Origin of the sequence: Phytopseudomonas argentinensis (genome assembly GCF_900113905.1) — a bacterium.
GTDB lineage: Bacteria > Pseudomonadota > Gammaproteobacteria > Pseudomonadales > Pseudomonadaceae > Aquipseudomonas > Aquipseudomonas argentinensis.
On sequence record NZ_FORC01000002.1, the window covers coordinates 727,873 to 744,987 of the forward strand.

Sequence of the window (17,115 nt, forward strand, 5' to 3'; positions counted from 1 at the left end):
CCTGGGTATCGCTGCGCTCGACCCAGGCTACAGGGGCGGCGCACCGTAGGGCGGATGTCGCTCTTTGCACCCGCCATGGTGGATCGGTGAAGCGTGATCCACCCTACAGGTCTAGTCGAGCACGGTCAGGCCAGGCCATTTCGTTAGCCACTGTTTGTTTTGCAGCCGCTCGACAAACAGGTGTCGCTTTTCTTCCCGAAATCTTTCGGTGGGGCGCACGACCAGATCGAAGAGATCATCCAAACCAAAGGGCGCGGCAATCTCCAATTCGTCATCCGCAGCCAGCCGTACGGCGACTGCCGTTGCGGTTTCGGGCCAGTAAATCATCGCATCCGTTGCTGATGCGTAAGGTTGATCGCCGTTGCGCAGATGCATGCGTGCCTGGTTTTTCACCGACCAGTTGAACCGGTTATCGACTTGCAGCAATTGTGCTTCGAGCTCGGCGTCTTGCTCCGGCAACGCACTGTCGGGATCGAACCAGATCACGTCGATATCGGGTGGCAGAGAATATGCAGTGCAACCATGCAGGTGATCCCATACGGCGCTACGGACGAAGCCTGCGGCCACCCAGCAATCGGGCAACTGCAGTGCTCGAACGTGCTGAAGTATCTGCCAGCGCGGTGACTCGGTTTTCAGCAGTGCCCGCAGGCTGTCGAAATGACTCACGCCATATCACTCTGCCCAAACTCCTCGGCCAGGAAGTCGATCAGCGTGCGCACCGACGGTAATAGACCGCGGCGTGACGGGAAGATGGCGTGGACGATGCCGCATTTGGGTTCCCAGCCTGGCAGCATTTCCACCAGGGTGCCGGCTTCCAGGTCCTCACGTACGGCCACCCTTGGAACGTGGGCGATGCCGACGCCGGCCAGGGCGCCGTGGCGCAGGGCGATCAAGTCGTCGGTGACCATGCGCGGGCGATGGGGGATGACCAGCCTCGCATTCTCCGGGCCGAACAGTTCCCACTGGTACTCACGCTGCGAACCACCCCAATGCAGGCTCGGTAGCGCGCCCAGGTCGCCTGGCTGGAATTTCTTCGGTAGCTGTTCGAGGAAATCCGGGCGGCCCACCAGGCACTGGCGGCTGTTGCCCAGCACCTTCATCACCATGTCGGTGTTTTGCAGCGGCGGGAAGCGCACACGCAGGGCGATATCGAAGCCTTCGTGGAGCACGTCGACGCGCCGGTTGGTGCTCTCGATGAATAGCTCCACGGCCGGGTAGCGCAGCATGAAGCGCGTCAGCATCGGCCCGACCCAGGAGTTCAGCAGGGTGGTCGGGCACGCCAGGCGCACCAGGCCGCGCGGTTCGCTGCGGTTGCGCTCGATCACCTCGGCAGCGCCCTCGGCTTCCACGCGCATGGCCACGCAGCGCTGGTAGTACTCCTGGCCAATCTCGGTCAGCGAGCAATGGCGGCTGGTGCGCTGCAGCAGGCGTACGCCGAGACGCTCTTCGAGCAGGGCGATGCGCCGGCTCAGCTTGGACTTGGGAATATCCAGCGCCCGGCCGGCCGGGGCGAAGCCGCCGTGCTCTACCACCTGGGTGAAGTAATAGAGCGTGTTGAGGTCTTCCATGGGATTACCGTTCTGAAAATGGAACGCTAGAGGCGATTTTTGCCGTCTGGTGCGAGTTGGGTGTCGAATTTAATCTTTCCCACATGCAGCGACAACTGCAAACCACCCAAACAGATCAGCCGAATGAATCGGCAACCACCCAAGAAAGAGGATCGCACCATGACCAACTCCATCGCCTACAACCGCCTGGACAAAGACAACGCCGCCATTCTGCTGGTCGACCACCAGGCCGGTCTGCTGTCGCTGGTACGTGACATCGACCCGGACAAGTTCAAGAACAACGTGCTGGCCCTGGCCGACATCGCCAAGTTCTTCAACCTGCCGACCATCCTCACCACCAGCTTCGAAACCGGCCCGAACGGCCCGCTGGTCCCCGAGCTGAAGGAGATGTTCCCGGACGCGCCTTACATCGCCCGCCCTGGCCAGATCAACGCCTGGGACAACGAAGACTTCGTCAAGGCGATCAAGGCCACCGGCAAGAAGCAGCTGATCATCGCCGGCGTGGTGACCGAAGTCTGCGTGGCGTTCCCGGCCCTGGCGGCCATCGAGGAAGGTTTCGATGTGTTCGTGGTCACCGATGCCTCCGGTACCTTCAACCAGATCAGCCGTGATTCGGCCTGGCAGCGCATGACCGCCGCCGGCGCGCAGCTGATGAACTGGTTCGCCGTGGCCTGCGAGCTGCACCGCGACTGGCGCAACGACGTGGAAGGGCTGGCGAAGATCTGCTCGGACCACATCCCCGACTACCGCAACCTGATGACCAGCTACGCGGCGCTGACCGCCAACAAGTAACCCATGGCCCATGCCACAAGGCACCTCCTGCAGGTGCCTTTTGGCGTTGCCGGGAACGCGCCTCGACCGGCCGTTTCGCCTGTCGCGCCTGGCACACCTGCTCACCAATCGCCCGGCCGACCGCAGGGCCGTTAGCCCGAACCTTTCTGCACAGGGTTTCGTCGTACCAGAACGAACCACGTGCAGGAGAGGGACATGCTGACTGATCCAAAGACCCGCTATCGACCTTACACGGACGCATCCGGAGGCTGGGGCTCGGCCAAGTCCGTGGCCGGCATCCTGCTGCGCGAGCAGGCGGTGTTGAAGATCGGTGCAGCGCTGCTCAAGCAGAACAAGCCCGATGGGTTCGCCTGTGTGAGTTGCGCCTGGGCCAAGCCTGGCGACACCCACCCGATGGAGTTCTGCGAGAACGGCGCCAAGGCCACGGCCTGGGAGTTGACCGCCAAGCGCAGCAGCCCGCCTTTCTTCGCCGAGCACAGTGTCAGCGAGTTGCGTAGCTGGTCGGCTTATGCCCTGGAGCAACACGGCCGGCTGACCCATCCGATGCGCTACAACCCAGGTACCGACCGCTACGAGGAAACCGACTGGAACACCGCCTACCGGGAAATCGGCGCCAGCCTGCGTGCGCTGGAGCCGGATAAGGTGGTGTTCTACGCCTCCGGGCGCGCCTCGCTGGAGGCCTCGTTCATGTACCAGCTGTTTGCCCGCGCCTATGGCACCAACAACCTGCCGGACAGCTCCAACATGTGCCACGAGAGCACCTCCGTGGGCCTGCAGGAAAGCATTGGCGTGCCGGTCGGCACCGTGACCCTGAACGATTTCGAACACACCGACTGCCTGCTGTTCTTCGGCCAGAACGTGGGCAGCAACAGCCCGCGCATGCTCCACCAGCTGCAGGAAGCGCGGCAGCGCGACGTGCCGATCATCACCTTCAACCCGCTCAAGGAGCGTGGCCTGCAGGAGTTCGTCAACCCGCAGTCGCCAATCGAGATGCTCGGGCCTAGTTCCACGCAGATCAGCACCCAGTATCACCAAGTCGCCATCGGCGGAGATACCGCGGCTATCGTTGGCGTCAGCAAGGCACTGCTCGATCTGCACGATGCCGCCCGTCAACGTGGCGAGCCCGGCGTGCTGGACATGGCCTTCATCGCCGAGCACACCAGCGGCGTCGACGATTTCATTGCCTATGTGCGCGGCCAGGAGTGGGCGCAGATCGAGGCCATCACCGGCCTCAAGCGCGCGGCCATGGAGGCCACGGCACTGGTCTACGCCCAGTCGCAGCGGGTAATGGTGGTCTACGGCATGGGCCTGACCCAGCACCGCCAGGGTGTGCAGAATGTGCAGATGCTGGTCAACCTGCTGTTGCTGCGCGGCAATATCGGCAAGCCCGGTGCCGGTATCTGTCCGGTGCGCGGGCATTCCAACGTGCAGGGTCAGCGCACCGTGGGCATCACCGAAGACCCGGCCAAGGTGCCGGGGGACCTGATCGAACAGCACTTCAACTTCAAGGTGCCCGAGCAGATGGGCCTGAATACCGTCGATGCCTGCACCGCCATGCTCGATGGCCGAGTACGCGGTTTCATCAGCCTGGGTGGCAACTTCCTGCGTGCGGTGCCGGATACCCGGCAGATCGAGCCGGCCTGGCAGCGCCTGGCGCTCAACGTGCAAGTGGCTACCAAGCTCAACCATTCGCACCTGCTGCCCGGCGAGCAAGCCTGGTTGCTGCCGTGCCTGGGGCGTATCGAAATCGATCGCCAGGATGGCGTCGAGCAAAGCCACAGCACCGAGGACAGCACCGGCTGCATCCATGGCTGGCGCGGCAGTGCCGAGCCGGCCAGCGGGGAGCTGCGCTCGGAGCCAGCGATCATCGCCGGGCTGGCGCGTGCCACGCTGAGCCCCGACGTCGCCATCGACTGGGATGCCTGGCGCCGCGACTACGGATTGGTGCGCCAGGCGATCGCCGCGGTGTACCCGGAGATCTTTCACGACTTCGAACAGCGCATGTGGGAGCCCGGCGGCTTTCATCGGCCGTTGGGCGCGACGCGGCGCGAATGGGCGACCGAAAGCGGCAAGGCAGAGTTCGTGGTGCCCCAGCAGTTGGTCGCCGATAACGACGTGAGCGCCGCCTTTGCCCGGCGCGACGTGCTGCAGCTGATGACGATCCGCAGCAACGACCAGTTCAATACCACCATCTACGGCTACGACGACCGCTTCCGTGGCGTGCATGGCACCCGCTCGGTGATCTTCATGAACGCCGACGATATTGTTCGCCTCGGCCTCGCAGCCGGCGACTGGGTGGATGTGACCACCGCTGTGGAACCGACCGTGGAGCGTCGGGTCGGGCCGCTGCAGATCCTCGCCTACGACATCCCCCAGGGGTGTTGCGCGGCCTACTACCCGGAGTGCAACCCGCTGGTGCCGCTCTGGCACCACGCCGAGCGCAGCAAGGTTCCTGCGGCGAAATCGATTCCGGTGACCCTGGCCCTGAGCAGCGCTACGGCACCGGGAGATGCGCGGCCGGTGCTGATTGCCGCGCAGCGCTGAGCGGCCCGCCGCCAGCTCGCAGCGAAGCGGCGGGCGGAGCCGCGTTCCAGAGCGGTTTGCCGCCGCTGCTCGGAAGGGTGGAACTTCCAATGCCGCGGTTTTCTCCCAACCTGTAACGCAGGCGATTTGTGCCTGCGGCGATTGCGCTTCAGACGTGGCGGCAACCGTGAATCCACCAGCAACCAGCAGGAGAGTCTGATGACCCGCAACACCTCCAATCAATTCGCCATGCAGAACCCGCTGACCCAGTACCCGCAGCCCGAGTTTCCTGCTCAGCATCAGGTCGAGCCGGGCCTGGACAGCAAAATGAAACCGGAGCCTGATCACGGTGAAGAGAGCTACGTGGGCTTTGGCCGGCTGGCCGGCCGCAAGGCGCTGATCACCGGGGGCGACTCCGGTATCGGCCGCGCCGCTGCCATTGCCTATGCCCGTGAAGGCGCCGACGTGGTGATCAACTACCTGCCCGAGGAAGAGTCGGACGCTCGCGAAGTGATAGCGCTGATCGAGGCCGAAGGGCGTCGTGGGGTTGCCATTGCCGGCGATCTCAAGGACGAAGCCTTCTGTGTGTCACTGATCAAGGACGCCGTCGCGGCCCTGGGTGGCCTGGATATTCTGGTCAACGTGGCCGGCAAGCAGATCACCCAGAAGCATATCTCCGAGATCACCACCGAGCAGTTCGACCACACCTTCAAGACCAACGTCTACGCGATGTTCTGGCTATGCAAGGCCGCCGTGGCCCACATGCCGCCGGGCGCGGCGATCATCAACACGGCGTCAATCCAGTCCTACGATCCGTCCGGCACGCTGCTCGACTACGCGTCCACCAAGGCGGCCATCGTCGCCTTCACCAAGGCGCTGTCGAGCCAGGTGATCGAGCAGGGCATCCGTGTCAATGCGGTCGCACCGGGGCCGATCTGGACCGTGCTGCAGCCCACCGACGGCCAGCCGCACGAGAAGATCCCCACCTTCGGTTCCCAGGTGCCCATGAAGCGCCCTGGCCAGCCGGCCGAGTGCGCGCCGCTGTACGTACTGCTGGCATCCCAGGAGTCGAGCTACATCACCGGTGAAACCTTTGGGGTGACCGGCGGCAACCCGCTGCCGTAAGGCCCGGGGCTCGCAGTACGCCCGCTGCGGGCCCGTTTCGCCCGATACCCATGAGCCACGGGATGTGGTTGCCTGCCTAACCGCCTCGCTACCTATAGTCGGCGCTATTCAGTCGCTGATCGCTTATCTTATCGATTAGGCGGACTGCCAGAGCGTCCAGGCGAACGCGGCGCAAGGGATGGTGCAGTCCTGACCCACAGCAGTGCCTCAGGATAGGGCGCCGGCCGACCGGCCAGCGCCGTGCGGCGGGTTAATCGTCAAGCTTGCGGCGGGCTTCTTCCGATGCCTGCTTGATCTTTTCCGCTTCCTGCTCCTTGGTCTTGATGGACGTCGGGGTAATAGTCCGGTCGACCGCTTCGGTCTTTTCGCCAGGGCGCTGGTTCTCTTTCTTCACCACGTTGACATTGTCACCTTCGACATCCTTGGCGGGGCTGTTCGGTGGGGTCTGGTCGATGGGGGACTGGCTCATGGGTATCTCCTTGGTGGCTGAATACATGGGGCTGACACGCCGCCTCTAGTTACGAGGCCTGGACCCGGCATTGAGTTCGGATAATCGCCTTCTGTATCCGGATGCTTCGAAAACGCCGATTCCACCGGGATGCCGGTGCATAAAACCGGAATCTCTGGAGCCGATCCGACTCGAATCCCTAGACAGTCATCCATCAGAATCTGGGAGAACGACATGGGCGAATTCAGGATCTATCTCGACGATGAGCTGCAATGCGCGACCACTTCGCCGGTCCTGGCGCAGGCGGCCTGGAACCGCGCTTCGCGCGACGGCCGGGTTGCCGAGAAAGGTGGCTCGGTACGCGCCTACGAGGGAGAGGTTACGGTGGCCGAAATGCGCCCCGAGCCCCGTGTCGGTCATCCCTGGCCCGATGGCCGGGATCATCAGGCCGATCTGCGTGATGTATGGGACAGCCTGATACGTGTGCTCAAGCAGCAGGGTCTCGACGACCAGGCGCTTGCGGGTGCACTGAATCGCTTCGGGCTGACCACCACGAGTGTCGAGGCCTCGGTGCAGGACGAGCTCGGTGGCCGCACCGTGCCTTCGGCGGCTGAGCTGGTGGTGTTGCTCGAAGCGGTTTACCAGGATCGTCAGCGCGAACCCCAGATGTAAACCTCAGGGCAGGCGCATCTGGTTCACGCAGTGACGCCGAAACAATTCAGGTTTCTCGCAGCGAATACGCGCTTCGATAAGTTCGATGATGCTGAAAACCTCCGTCGGAGTCAGCGACGTCCTGCAGGGGATGTCGCGAACTTCGAAGGAGGTTTTTGAATCGATGTCCGAAAGCTGTACCAACATACGTGTTGGCGATTCCAATGACACTTGTATAACAAGTGGCTGGAAATAATTGTACAACAACGCAGCGGCGTCCAAGAATCTCATGTTTGCCACAGTTATTGCTCTCGGTATCACTCCTTAATAGCGGTCAATAGTGGCGAACTGGGCGGTTTTGTCAATTACCACGCCTATTGGTTATTTGCTTTGCTCAGGCGAGGTTGGTGGTTTCGGCATGCCGCGCGGACCGACGAGCCCCCAGATAATCAAGCCCACCACAGGTAGCAAGATAATTATCAGCGCCCACATTAAACGAGTATTGGCGCTTTTTTCGCTGCGCCAGAGATTCATGATGGTGACCAGATCAACGAATGCGATGACCACGAATGCGCCAAGCCAGAACAGCAGAGACGGATCGCCCATGGCAGATCTCCTTTTATTGTGGCAAAGGGCCAAGTAGTGCGCCCTTGTCAGATGAATGAGGTCGAGGCAAATGGCTGCCTGTTTGTAGCAATGGCTTACAAGGCACTCGCCCTGTCTCTATTACGAAGTATCCAAGCCTGATTAAGTTCGCCTGGAAAGATGGTCGGTGGCGACAAAGGCCGTATTGCTCAAGGCAGTCCTCGAGAACGTGCACGATGCCCGTGCAAGTCAGAGGCAGTCATGCATTGTGCAAGGTAAATGAACAAGCGTAAGCGGCTTTATATCCAGTAGAACCGGCAGATTCGTTTATCGGCCGTATTGGCATATGTGATGCACCTGTAGTGGTGCACCTGAAAAAACAATACCTGCCTGATGAACGCCCTAATAAGGATCTGCCAATGAATACCGCCAATGTCGATAGCCTTAGCACTGCGCTGCCGGATCACACCATCTCGATCAGCCCTCGCCCTGATGGACGTTACCTGCTGACCATCAGCAAGGAAGGCGAAGACATTCTGCTCAAGGCAGTCGACAAAGGCGCCGTGGATACCGAAGAGGGTGCCCGTGCGTTGCAGCGCGAAATCCTGCGTGATCGCAAGCTGGTTAGTGGTGAAGTGAACTGGAAGGGTAGCGGTGCGCAGTGGGTCTCACGCCATCTACCGACCTTTACCGGCGAGCCGGTGAACCCGACCGCTGCCAAGATGATGTGGTCGCGGCGCAATCTGGACGGCCTGCATTGAGCTGTCAGCAGTTTCGAAAAAGCCCCGCCGAGTCGGGGCTTTTCGCGAGCCACCTGCAATGAGCGCCGAGGCGCAACCAATGCCGGCCGGCGAGTTGGTCCGGCAGTTGGAAGCCGCCTTTCTGCCCTGGTTATGCCGCTGCCAGATCACCCATGAGGATGCCCTGGTGATGCGTATCAGCGATCCTGCCAACGGTGATGTGCTGCTGCAGATACTGGGCAAGCCGCGCGCCAGCCTGAGCACTACGGCCGATCTCCAGCGCTTTGTGCTGCAGTTGCGCCAGGAGCTGCACGAGCAGGTTCGCTTGGGAGAGATCAGGCCGGGCGCATGAGAGGTGCGCCCGACCGGCGCGATCAGGAGTGGCCCAGCAGTTTCGAGGCATCGAAGCCCATGCGCATATTGCCCCAGTGGCGGCCTTCGAAGAAGAACGGCACGTCGATCTCGGTCATGATTTCGCCGGTGTCGCGCAGGTAGGTCTGCAACAGGAAACGCTGGGTGTTGCTCGCCGCCCGCAGGCCGACCGGGTCGGCGAACATGCGTTTGTTGCGGCACACCGGCAGGTCGACGGCACGGTTGCCGGTTGGCGCCTTGGAGACCCAGCTATTGTTGACCGGGCAGTAGCCCTTGGTGTCGACGATAAAGGTCACGATGCCGCCCGCGGTGCCCTTGGTCAGGCGGTCGATCTCTTCCTGGCAGATCTGCGCGAAGCGCTCGGTATAGCCAGTCATGTACTGCTTGGGGTCGGTGTTGGCGATCAACTTGTAGTTCTGATCGAACAGATTGACGCCTTCGCGTTGCAGCGCCGCCAGGCGAGTCTGCAGGGCATCGCGGCACTGGGTGGCGCGGCTGATGGCGGCGTCCAGTTCGCCCTGGCCGAGCACGAAGCGGCCCAGCAACGTCTGCACCCGCTCGGCAACGGCAGAGAGATCCCGAGTGGCGGTGGCCGAGCGCTGCATGCGTTGGTCGATTGCCTGGCTGTCGGCATGGATCTGAGTTACCCGGTCGTTGATGCCGGTATTGGCGTCGGCCACCTGCTGGATGTGCTCGGCGATCTCCGCCAGCTTGCCGTTGGTGGATTCGAAGTCGCCGATCATGGTCTCGAAGTGGCCCGTTGCCCGTTCGACCACCTCCTGGGTTTCCCGGGCGCTCTGGCTGATGCGCGCGGTCTGCTCGTGGGTGGTGCTGACTTCCTTGAGCATGGCATCGATATTCTGCGAGATGTCGCCCGTGGCGCGGCTGACGTTTTGCGCCAGGGTGCGCACCTCGTCGGCGACCACGGCAAAGCCGCGGCCGCTTTCTCCGGCGCGGGCTGCTTCGATAGCGGCGTTGAGGGCCAGCAGGTTGGTCTGCGAGGAGATCTGCTGGATCAGTCCGACCACCGACTTGATGTTCGACGAGCGCTCGTTGAGCGCGGAAACCAGGGTGCTGAATTCGTTGAGGCTGGTGGAAATGGCGCTGATGTTGCCGGTGACTTCCAGCAGTTCGGCGTAGGAGTCCTGAGCCATGCTCAGGTTGTGTGCGGTGGTGCTGGAAATCGCCTGGGTCTGCTGCGACACCTCGTCGATGCGGCCAACGGCGCTGTTGCTCTCGCTCATCACTTCGTTGGCGAAGCGCGCCTGATGGGTGGCGCTGTCGCTGGAATCACTGATGTTCTTCAGCGAGCGGGCGGATTCGACGGCGATCTGCACGGTCAGCGCCTGTACGTTGCTGATGATCTCGCGCTGCTTGGCCAGGAAGCGGTTGCAGGTACTGGCCAGGGTGCGGATCTCGTCGTGGGTCAGCAGGGGCAGGTCGCGGGACAGGTCACCTTCACCGCTGGCGATTTCTTCCAGGGCGCGGGTCATGTTGTCGACCGGGCGCACGATCAGATGGCGGAAATACCAGACCATGAAACTGACCATGCCCAGGGTGAACAGCGCGCTAAGCGCCAGGGCAGTGCCCAGGGTGTCGAGTTTGGCTTCGACCTGCTTGAGCAGGGCGGGATCGAGCTGCGCAGTGTGCAGCAACTGCACGATATCGCCACGCAGGCTGATGGCGACCCAGAACAGCAGGCCGCTGACCAGCACGAGCAGGAACAGGCTGGATAGTTTCTTGGTCAGGGTATCGAAAAAGTGCATCTCGATTGAATCGTATAGCGACTTTAACGACTGCATGCTGCAGCTCCTGAAAGAGAAAGATCCTTGGATTTCCACTACTTCGACCGGCTGCGCGCAACCTTTAATCAAAATAGTGCAGGTCGGCGACCTTTACCTACGGTGCTGAATGTGCCGCAGGGCGCGCAGTGTAGTGCCTCGCCTGTTACGGATAAAGAGTCCAGCCTACAAAAAAATGACGTCAATTCTGCTTTTTTGAGGTGCCGCCATCGGTGCCATGCCGATAGCGGCTTTTTCGCTCAGGCCATGGGGTCAAGCACGCCTGCCGAACTCCGTCTGCTGGGCGGTCCAGCCGGCCACCCGTTCGCTGAGCGACAGGCCCAGGCCAGGGCGATTCGGCACCCGCATGCGGCCGTCCCGGGTTTCCAGGCGCTCGTTGAACAGCGGCTCCAACCATTCGAAGTGTTCGACCCAAGGCTCGGTCGGGTAGGTGGCCGCCAGGTGCACGTGCAGCTCCATGGCGAAGTGCGGGGCGAGCATCACGCCGGCCTGTTCGGCCATGGCGGCGATTTTCAGGAACGGGGTGATGCCACCGACCCGCGGTCCATCGGGCATCAGGTAGTCGGCGCCGCGGGCTTTGATGAACTCGGCGTGCTCGGCGACGCTGGTGAGCATCTCACCGGTGGCGATCGGCGTATCGAAGGCAGCGGCCAGGGCGGCGTGGCCTTCGGCGTCGTAGCAGTCCAGGGGCTCCTCGATCCATACCAGGTTGAATTCCTCGAAGCGCCGACACATGCGCTGGGCAGTGGGGCGGTCCCATTGCTGATTGGCGTCGACCATCAGCGGGAAGTCGTCGCCCAGGTGCTGGCGAATGGTGGCGACGCGGTGCAGGTCGAGGGCCGAGTCGGGCTGGCCGACTTTCAGCTTGATGCCGCCGATGCCTTTCTCCCGGGACAGGTCGGTGTTCACTTTCAACTTATCCAGTGGCGTATGCAGGAAGCCGCCGGAGGTGTTGTAGCAGCGCACCGAGTCGCGCTGGGCGCCGAGCAGACGGGCCAGGGACAGATTGGCGCGCTTGGCTTTCAGATCCCACAGGGCTACGTCGAAGGCGCCGATGGCCTGGGTCGACAGACCGCTGCGGCCCACCGAGGCGCCGGCCCAGCACAATTTGGTCCACAGTTTCTGGATGTCGCTGGGGTTTTCGCCGAGCAGCGCCGGGGCGATCTCCTGGGCATGGGCGAACTGGCCGGGGCCGCCGGCGCGTTTCGAGTAGCTGAAGCCCAGACCGCGGTGGCCGTCCTTACTCTCGATCTCCACGAACAGCATGGCGATCTCGGTCATCGGCTTTTGTCGGCCGGTCAGCACCTTGGCATCGCTGATCGGATTGGCCAGGGGCAGGAACACCGAAGCGACGCGGACCCAGGCGATCTGATCCTGGTCCGCGCAGCCTTGGGAAGGGGTGTGGTCATTCACGCTTGTTACCTCGCTTGACGTTCTTGTTGGGGGCCGCCGGGTGGTTCGAACCACCGGCGTGATCCCGGACGTTAAGCTGATTAGGTAATCATTCAAGCTGGTTCGGCTCGCCTCATGAGTGGCGTGTCGGTCGTAGTCGTAGGATGGACGACGCTTGCCTGCGCGGCCCGATCCGTCCACCGCTCTGCGATCGCAATGGTGGACAAAAAGAGCATTGCCCACCCTACGGGGGTGTCTGCTCCCACCACTCAGCAGCCAAGCAGTGAAGTCGGGGCTGGAAATACGCGGCGGTTCTCAGGCGCTCTGCCGCTCGACGATGCTGAACCCCGTATCGATGCGCACCTTCACCGGCTCCTCATCTGGATGGTCGAGGCGCTGCAGCAGGGCGCGAGCAGCCTGCAGGCCGATATCGGCGCCGTTGACGTGCACGGTGGACAATGGCGGCTGCAGGTGCGCGGCAATATTCAGGTCACCGAAGCCCATCACCGCCAGCTCGTCGGGCACGCGGATGCCGCGTTCGGCGGCCTCTACCAGCACGCCATGAGCCAGGGTGTCGGAGCTGCACACCAGCACCTCGGGGCACTCGCCAGCAGCCAGCAGACGTTGCAGCCCCTCGCGGCCAAGGTTGACCGTAGCCGGTGGCGGTAACACCACCCGCGGCACATCACCGATACCCTGGCTGGCCAGTTCCCCGACCAGGCTGTCGCAGCGCCGCTGGCCCCGTGGGTCGTCGAGGGTCATCACGGCGAAGCGCCGGTAGCCCTTGGCGGTCAGGTAGCGGGCGACGGCCACGCCGACCGCTTCGTGGGAAAAGCCCACCAACATGTCCAACGGCCGTGGCGCCAGGTCCCAGGATTCGACGATGGGGATGCCCGAGCGCGACAGGCGCGTGCGACTGGCCTTGGTGTGCAGGGTGCCGGTGAGCACGATACCGTCGGGGCGGCGGCGCAGGATGGTATCGAGCAGCTGCTCTTCGCGCTCGGCGCTGTAGTTGGTCAGGCCGATCAGGGTTTCGTGGCCCGCTTCGGTGAGGGTGCCGATCAGCGCCTGCACGGTGTCCGCAAAGATCGAGTTGGCCACGGTCGGCACCAGCAGGGAAATCAGCCGGCTGCGCTGGGCGCTGGCTTCGGTGAGCATGGCCGGCACGTAACCGGTCTGCTGCACGGCGCGAAAGACCTTTTCGCGCAGCTCGGCACGCACGATCTCGGGCTGGTTGAGGGTGCGCGACACGGTGATCGGTGACACCCCGGCGACCTTGGCGACATCTGCCAGGGTCGGCGCCTTGCCCGCCAGCAGACGCGAACGCGTGCGGGTGGGGCGGTCATCACTCATGGGCAGCCTCGCGCGGATTGTGCAGCGGGCGATAGTAGCAAGTCGGGTGAGGGCCGCGCGCGTTGGCGGTAAGCATTTGCGCTATGCTGCGCGCCGGCATCCTGCCCGGTGCCTTTCACCTTATCTTCGACATGGCCCACTGGCGGCACGGCTGCCCCGACAAGGATCCGTTGATGCCCAGTACGCTGGAACTGATTGCCGATATCGCCAACCTGATCGCCGTGTTGCTGGCGGCGCGCAACAGCGTGCACACCTGGTCGCTGGGTATCGTCGGCTGCCTGCTGTTCGGCTGGCTGTTCTTTACCGTGCAGCTGTATGCCGACGTCACCCTGCAGGGCTTTTTCATCGTCACCAGTGTGATGGGCTGGTGGGCCTGGCAACGCGGCAATGCCGGTGGCGAGCTACCGATCAGCCGCACGCCGGCGCGGGCATTGCTCGGCTATCTGGCCCTTGCGGTGATCGTTGCCGTCGCCTACGGTCTGTTGCTGCATCGCTTTACCGATGCCTACGCGCCCTTGGTAGACTCCCTGGTACTGACCTTCAGCGTGCTGGCGCAGTTGCTGCTGATGCGCCGGCGCCTGGAAACCTGGTATGGCTGGCTGCTGGTCAACACCCTGGCCGTGCCGCTGTTCGCCTCTCGCGAGCTGTACCTCACCGCCGGGCTGTATGGCCTGTTCTGGTGTAATGCCTGGTACGGCCTGTACCGCTGGCGCCGCGTGCTGCAGGTGCAGGAGCGGTTGGCCTGAGATGCGCAAAGCCTTTCGACGCGGCCTGGTGGTCGGCAAGTTTTCACCCCTGCACCTGGGCCATGAGCTGCTGATCCATGAGGCGTTGGCCCAATGCGAACAACTCACCTTGCTCAGCTACTCGCTGCCCGAGCTTTCCGGTTGCGAGGCACCGCGCCGCCAGCGCTGGCTACAGGCGCGCTTTCCTGACGTACCGGCCCTGGTGGTCACCCCTGCGTGCATCCAGGCCTGGCGCGGCGAGGGCAAAGTGCTGCCCGACTTGCCGCACAACGAAGCGCCCGATCACCAGCAGCGCCAGTTCGTCGCCGAACTGTGCCAGGTGGTGCTAGGCACCACGGTGGATGCGGTGTTCACCAGCGAATCCTATGGCGATGGTTTTGCTGCGCACCTGACTCGGTGCTTCGGCCACCCGGTGCAGCATGTCTGCGTCGATCAGGCCCGTAGCGCCGTGCCCATCTCCGGCACCCGCTTGCGTGAGGATCCCCACGGCCTCAAGGCGTTTCTCGCCCCGCCGGTGTATGCCGATTTCGTCGAGCGCATCGTGCTGCTGGGCGGCGAGTCCACCGGCAAGAGCAGCCTGGCCGCAGCCCTGGCCCAGGCACTGGGCAGCGTGCACGTTGCCGAATATGGTCGCGAATGCTGGCTGGCCCGCGGGGGAAATCTGCACTATGACGACCTGCTGCATATCGGCTTCACCCAGGTTGAGCACGAGAACGCCGCAGCCGAACGGGCCAGCCGCTACCTGGTCTGCGACACCTCGCCGCTGACCACGCTGTTCTACAGCGACGCTCTGTTCGGGCGCGCCGAGCCTGAGCTGCAGCGCCTTGCCGAGCGGCCTTACGGGCACATCCTGTTGTGCGCCGACGACTTCCCCTTCGTGCAGGATGGCACCCGCCAGGACGATACATTTCGCCGCCGCCAGCAGGCCTGGTACCGCGACCAGCTGGAGCGCCGTGGCTGGGCCTATCACGAGCTGCACGGCCCGCTCAGCGAACGCGTCGCTGGTGCCCTGGATCTACTGCAAAGGCCGCCACAAGCGTAAGCGGCCACTCATCCTCGCAGCTGAACTAAAGGAATCGGCGCTTCCTCGGACTCTAGAACAGGCACCCAAAATCCTCGTTCTGGAGAGCAGCATGCGCGCATTGACCTACCATGGCAGCCACGACGTTCGCGTCGACAACGTAGCGGATCCCATCATTCAGGAACCCGACGACATCATCCTGCGGGTGACCGCCACCGCGATCTGCGGCTCGGACCTGCACCTTTACCGCGGCAAGATTCCCCAGGTGAAACACGGCGACGTGTTCGGCCATGAGTTCATGGGCATCGTCGAAGAAGTTGGCAGTGCCGTAACCGCGGTCGCCAAGGGCGACCGGGTGATCGTGCCGTTCGTGATTGCCTGCGGCAGTTGCTTCTTCTGCGACATGAACCTGCATGCCGCCTGCGAAACCACCAACGATGGGCGCGGTGCCATCCTCAACAAGAAGCAGATTCCCTCGGGCGCTGCGCTGTTTGGGTACAGCCACCTGTATGGCGGCATGCCTGGCGGGCAGGCAGAGCTGGTGCGGGTGCCCAAGGCCAATGCCGGCCCTTTCAAGATTCCCGATGAACTCGACGACGAGCGCGTGCTGTTTCTCACCGATATTCTGCCGACCGGCTACCAGGCGGTGATCAATGGCGGGGTGAAGGAGGGCAGCAGCGTGGCCATCTACGGCGCCGGCCCGGTGGGGCTCATGGCCGCCGCCTGCGCGCGGATGCTTGGCGCCAAACAGATCTTCATGGTCGACAACCAGCCCTATCGCCTCGAGTACGCGCGGGCGACCTACGGGGTGGTGCCGATCAACTTCGACAAGGTCGACGACCCGGCCGAGGCGATCATCGAGCAGACCGAAGGCTATCGCGGTGTGGATGCCGCCATCGACGCCGTCGGTTTCGAAGCCAAGGGTAGCGCCACCGAAACCCTGCTGACCCAGCTCAAGCTGGAAGGCAGCAGCGGCAAGGCGCTGCGCCAGTGCATCGCCGCGGTAAGGCGCGGTGGCACGGTAAGCGTACCGGGCGTTTATGCCGGGTTCATCCATGGCTTTCTGTTCGGCGATGCCTTCGATAAAGGCCTCACGTTCAAGATGGGCCAGACCCATGTGCATGGGTTGCTGCCGGATCTGCTCGAGCGTATCGAAAGCGGCGTACTGCAACCGGAGATCATCATCAGCCACCGCATGAACCTGTCCGATGCTGCCGAGGGCTATCGGCTATTCGACAAACAGGAAGACGATTGCCGCAAGGTGATCCTGCGGCCATGACACCGGCCCGGCCGGGAGATCGTCCGCCGGCGATCTCCCGGCAGCCGCTGGTACCTTTCTTATATAGGTGGATAGGGCGATTCTGTAAGTATTGTAAATAACCTGGAAGTTGCCTTTAAAAGTTCGGAATTCCGAGGGAAGTGTGTAGTTGTATTTTGATGGCATGCAAAATGCGGTGCTGTTTAAGTTGCATCTTGCACTTTGCAATCGCCGAGGCCTGACAACTTCCATGATGGGCCCGGTTTATAGGCGTTTAAAGACATCTCTTGGTTGGCATGCAGCGTGCAATACCCAGTGACGTTCACATCGTCATTCACCAAGGGAGTTTTTCCGATGACTGCTGTTGCCATTGAAGTGCTTGCGTCCGCGCTGCCTGATCATGAAATTACTCTCACACCACGCCCGGACGGAAAATTTCTGCTGACAGTTGCCAAGGGTGGCACCACGCAACTTAGCCGCGCTATCGATCGCCGTACGGTTGTCGACGACAACGAGCTGCGTGCTCTGGCCCATGAACTCGAGCGTGATCAGAAGCTGGTAAGCGGCGAAATCTCCTGGAAAGGCGCAGGCGCGCGCTGGGTACGCCGCAAGTTGCCGACCTTCACCGGCGCCCCGGTCAGCCCGACCGCGGCGAAAATGATGTGGACGCGGCGCAATCTGGATCATCGCCAGCGCCCGACTGCTTAAGTGCAGCTAATTTGCCAAGCCCCGCTAACTC

At 62.8% G+C, this 17,115-nt stretch carries 18 protein-coding genes; 10 read left to right on the forward strand and 8 right to left on the reverse strand.

The window, feature by feature from the left end; translation table 11 throughout:
- Nucleotides 1-111: 111 nt before the first annotated feature.
- A complete protein-coding gene (locus BM154_RS11840) occupies nt 112-666 on the reverse strand; it encodes a nucleotidyltransferase family protein (RefSeq protein ID WP_074883690.1) in 555 nt (184 codons plus the stop codon).
- Nucleotides 663-1,568 (reverse strand): LysR substrate-binding domain-containing protein, encoded by a 906-nt coding sequence (locus BM154_RS11845; protein ID WP_074883693.1) that lies wholly within the window; start codon nt 1,566-1,568, stop codon nt 663-665. Before BM154_RS11845 ends, BM154_RS11840 begins: the two co-directional genes overlap by 4 nt.
- 159 nt (nt 1,569-1,727) lie before the next feature.
- Between BM154_RS11845 and ycaC the strand changes: the two genes are divergently transcribed.
- The 3 genes from ycaC to BM154_RS11860 all read left to right on the forward strand — a co-directional run bounded on the left by ycaC (nt 1,728) and on the right by BM154_RS11860 (nt 6,008).
- Nucleotides 1,728-2,360 carry an isochorismate family cysteine hydrolase YcaC gene (ycaC, locus tag BM154_RS11850; RefSeq protein ID WP_074883695.1) on the forward strand — a complete coding sequence of 211 codons (633 nt, stop codon included), beginning with the start codon at nt 1,728-1,730 and terminating at the stop codon, nt 2,358-2,360.
- A 195-nt stretch (nt 2,361-2,555) separates the two neighbouring features.
- Nucleotides 2,556-4,904: an FdhF/YdeP family oxidoreductase gene (locus BM154_RS11855; RefSeq protein WP_074883698.1), complete on the forward strand. Its 2,349-nt coding sequence runs from the start codon at nt 2,556-2,558 to the stop codon at nt 4,902-4,904.
- 198 nt (nt 4,905-5,102) lie between these two features.
- On the forward strand, nt 5,103-6,008 hold the full coding sequence (locus tag BM154_RS11860; RefSeq protein WP_074883701.1) for an SDR family oxidoreductase: 906 nt from the start codon (nt 5,103-5,105) through the stop codon (nt 6,006-6,008).
- Nucleotides 6,009-6,258: 250 nt separating this feature from the next.
- Here the strand turns inward: BM154_RS11860 and BM154_RS11865 are convergent, their stop codons facing one another.
- Nucleotides 6,259-6,477: a hypothetical protein gene (locus BM154_RS11865; RefSeq protein WP_074883704.1), complete on the reverse strand. Its 219-nt coding sequence runs from the start codon at nt 6,475-6,477 to the stop codon at nt 6,259-6,261.
- Between the two features lie 213 nt (nt 6,478-6,690).
- On the opposite strand from BM154_RS11865, the gene BM154_RS11870 reads away from it, so the two are divergent.
- A complete protein-coding gene (locus BM154_RS11870) occupies nt 6,691-7,128 on the forward strand; it encodes a hypothetical protein (RefSeq protein WP_074883707.1) in 438 nt (145 codons plus the stop codon).
- 3 nt (nt 7,129-7,131) lie between these two features.
- Here the strand turns inward: BM154_RS11870 and BM154_RS24660 are convergent, their stop codons facing one another.
- Both BM154_RS24660 and BM154_RS11880 read right to left on the reverse strand, forming a co-directional pair.
- Complete coding sequence (locus BM154_RS24660) at nt 7,132-7,398, reverse strand: DUF1652 domain-containing protein (protein WP_074883710.1); 267 nt, start codon at nt 7,396-7,398, stop codon at nt 7,132-7,134.
- A gap of 90 nt (nt 7,399-7,488) precedes the next feature.
- Entirely contained in the window at nt 7,489-7,713 is a 225-nt protein-coding gene (locus BM154_RS11880) for a PLDc N-terminal domain-containing protein (protein ID WP_074883713.1), read from the reverse strand.
- Nucleotides 7,714-8,111: 398 nt separating this feature from the next.
- Between BM154_RS11880 and BM154_RS11885 the strand changes: the two genes are divergently transcribed.
- Both BM154_RS11885 and BM154_RS11890 read left to right on the forward strand, forming a co-directional pair.
- Nucleotides 8,112-8,453 carry a hypothetical protein gene (locus BM154_RS11885; RefSeq protein ID WP_074883716.1) on the forward strand — a complete coding sequence of 114 codons (342 nt, stop codon included), beginning with the start codon at nt 8,112-8,114 and terminating at the stop codon, nt 8,451-8,453.
- Nucleotides 8,454-8,511: 58 nt separating this feature from the next.
- Nucleotides 8,512-8,784: a DUF1652 domain-containing protein gene (locus BM154_RS11890; RefSeq protein ID WP_083414544.1), complete on the forward strand. Its 273-nt coding sequence runs from the start codon at nt 8,512-8,514 to the stop codon at nt 8,782-8,784.
- 22 nt (nt 8,785-8,806) lie between these two features.
- On the opposite strand, the gene BM154_RS11895 is transcribed toward BM154_RS11890, so the two are convergent.
- From BM154_RS11895 to BM154_RS11905, 3 genes are all read right to left on the reverse strand, one after another.
- On the reverse strand, nt 8,807-10,606 hold the full coding sequence (locus tag BM154_RS11895) for a methyl-accepting chemotaxis protein (RefSeq protein WP_074883722.1): 1,800 nt from the start codon (nt 10,604-10,606) through the stop codon (nt 8,807-8,809).
- Between the two features lie 252 nt (nt 10,607-10,858).
- On the reverse strand, nt 10,859-12,019 hold the full coding sequence (locus BM154_RS11900; RefSeq protein ID WP_074883725.1) for an L-talarate/galactarate dehydratase: 1,161 nt from the start codon (nt 12,017-12,019) through the stop codon (nt 10,859-10,861).
- A gap of 294 nt (nt 12,020-12,313) precedes the next feature.
- Nucleotides 12,314-13,351 carry a LacI family DNA-binding transcriptional regulator gene (locus tag BM154_RS11905; RefSeq protein ID WP_074883728.1) on the reverse strand — a complete coding sequence of 346 codons (1,038 nt, stop codon included), beginning with the start codon at nt 13,349-13,351 and terminating at the stop codon, nt 12,314-12,316.
- An 83-nt stretch (nt 13,352-13,434) separates the two neighbouring features.
- On the opposite strand from BM154_RS11905, the gene pnuC reads away from it, so the two are divergent.
- The 4 genes from pnuC (at nt 13,435) to BM154_RS11925 (ending at nt 17,084) form a co-directional block, all read left to right on the forward strand.
- On the forward strand, nt 13,435-14,097 hold the full coding sequence (gene pnuC, locus BM154_RS11910; protein WP_244157144.1) for a nicotinamide riboside transporter PnuC: 663 nt from the start codon (nt 13,435-13,437) through the stop codon (nt 14,095-14,097).
- A 1-nt stretch (nt 14,098) separates the two neighbouring features.
- Entirely contained in the window at nt 14,099-15,139 is a 1,041-nt protein-coding gene (locus BM154_RS11915) for an AAA family ATPase (protein WP_074883731.1), read from the forward strand.
- A gap of 91 nt (nt 15,140-15,230) precedes the next feature.
- Nucleotides 15,231-16,397, forward strand: coding sequence for a zinc-dependent alcohol dehydrogenase (locus BM154_RS11920; protein ID WP_074883734.1), 1,167 nt, complete (start codon nt 15,231-15,233; stop codon nt 16,395-16,397).
- Nucleotides 16,398-16,730: 333 nt separating this feature from the next.
- Nucleotides 16,731-17,084, forward strand: coding sequence for a DUF3509 domain-containing protein (locus tag BM154_RS11925; protein WP_074883737.1), 354 nt, complete (start codon nt 16,731-16,733; stop codon nt 17,082-17,084).
- Nucleotides 17,085-17,115: the final 31 nt, after the last annotated feature.

Excerpts from the sequence above, each read along its gene's own strand:
- BM154_RS11845 (WP_074883693.1), bottom strand. The coding sequence starts at position 1,568 with ATGGAAGACCTCAACACGCTCTATTACTTCACCCAGGTGGTAGAGCAC.
- BM154_RS11885 (WP_074883716.1), top strand. The coding sequence starts at position 8,112 with ATGAATACCGCCAATGTCGATAGCCTTAGCACTGCGCTGCCGGATCAC.
- BM154_RS11920 (WP_074883734.1), top strand. The coding sequence starts at position 15,231 with ATGCGCGCATTGACCTACCATGGCAGCCACGACGTTCGCGTCGACAAC.
- BM154_RS11860 (WP_074883701.1), top strand. The coding sequence starts at position 5,103 with ATGACCCGCAACACCTCCAATCAATTCGCCATGCAGAACCCGCTGACC.
- BM154_RS11880 (WP_074883713.1), bottom strand. The coding sequence starts at position 7,713 with ATGGGCGATCCGTCTCTGCTGTTCTGGCTTGGCGCATTCGTGGTCATC.
- pnuC (WP_244157144.1), top strand. The coding sequence starts at position 13,435 with ATGCTGCGCGCCGGCATCCTGCCCGGTGCCTTTCACCTTATCTTCGAC.
- ycaC (WP_074883695.1), top strand. The coding sequence starts at position 1,728 with ATGACCAACTCCATCGCCTACAACCGCCTGGACAAAGACAACGCCGCC.
- BM154_RS11895 (WP_074883722.1), bottom strand. The coding sequence starts at position 10,606 with ATGCAGTCGTTAAAGTCGCTATACGATTCAATCGAGATGCACTTTTTC.
- BM154_RS11865 (WP_074883704.1), bottom strand. The coding sequence starts at position 6,477 with ATGAGCCAGTCCCCCATCGACCAGACCCCACCGAACAGCCCCGCCAAG.
- BM154_RS24660 (WP_074883710.1), bottom strand. The coding sequence starts at position 7,398 with ATGAGATTCTTGGACGCCGCTGCGTTGTTGTACAATTATTTCCAGCCA.
- BM154_RS11870 (WP_074883707.1), top strand. The coding sequence starts at position 6,691 with ATGGGCGAATTCAGGATCTATCTCGACGATGAGCTGCAATGCGCGACC.
- BM154_RS11925 (WP_074883737.1), top strand. The coding sequence starts at position 16,731 with ATGACTGCTGTTGCCATTGAAGTGCTTGCGTCCGCGCTGCCTGATCAT.
- BM154_RS11915 (WP_074883731.1), top strand. The coding sequence starts at position 14,099 with ATGCGCAAAGCCTTTCGACGCGGCCTGGTGGTCGGCAAGTTTTCACCC.
- BM154_RS11855 (WP_074883698.1), top strand. The coding sequence starts at position 2,556 with ATGCTGACTGATCCAAAGACCCGCTATCGACCTTACACGGACGCATCC.
- BM154_RS11890 (WP_083414544.1), top strand. The coding sequence starts at position 8,512 with ATGAGCGCCGAGGCGCAACCAATGCCGGCCGGCGAGTTGGTCCGGCAG.
- BM154_RS11905 (WP_074883728.1), bottom strand. The coding sequence starts at position 13,351 with ATGAGTGATGACCGCCCCACCCGCACGCGTTCGCGTCTGCTGGCGGGC.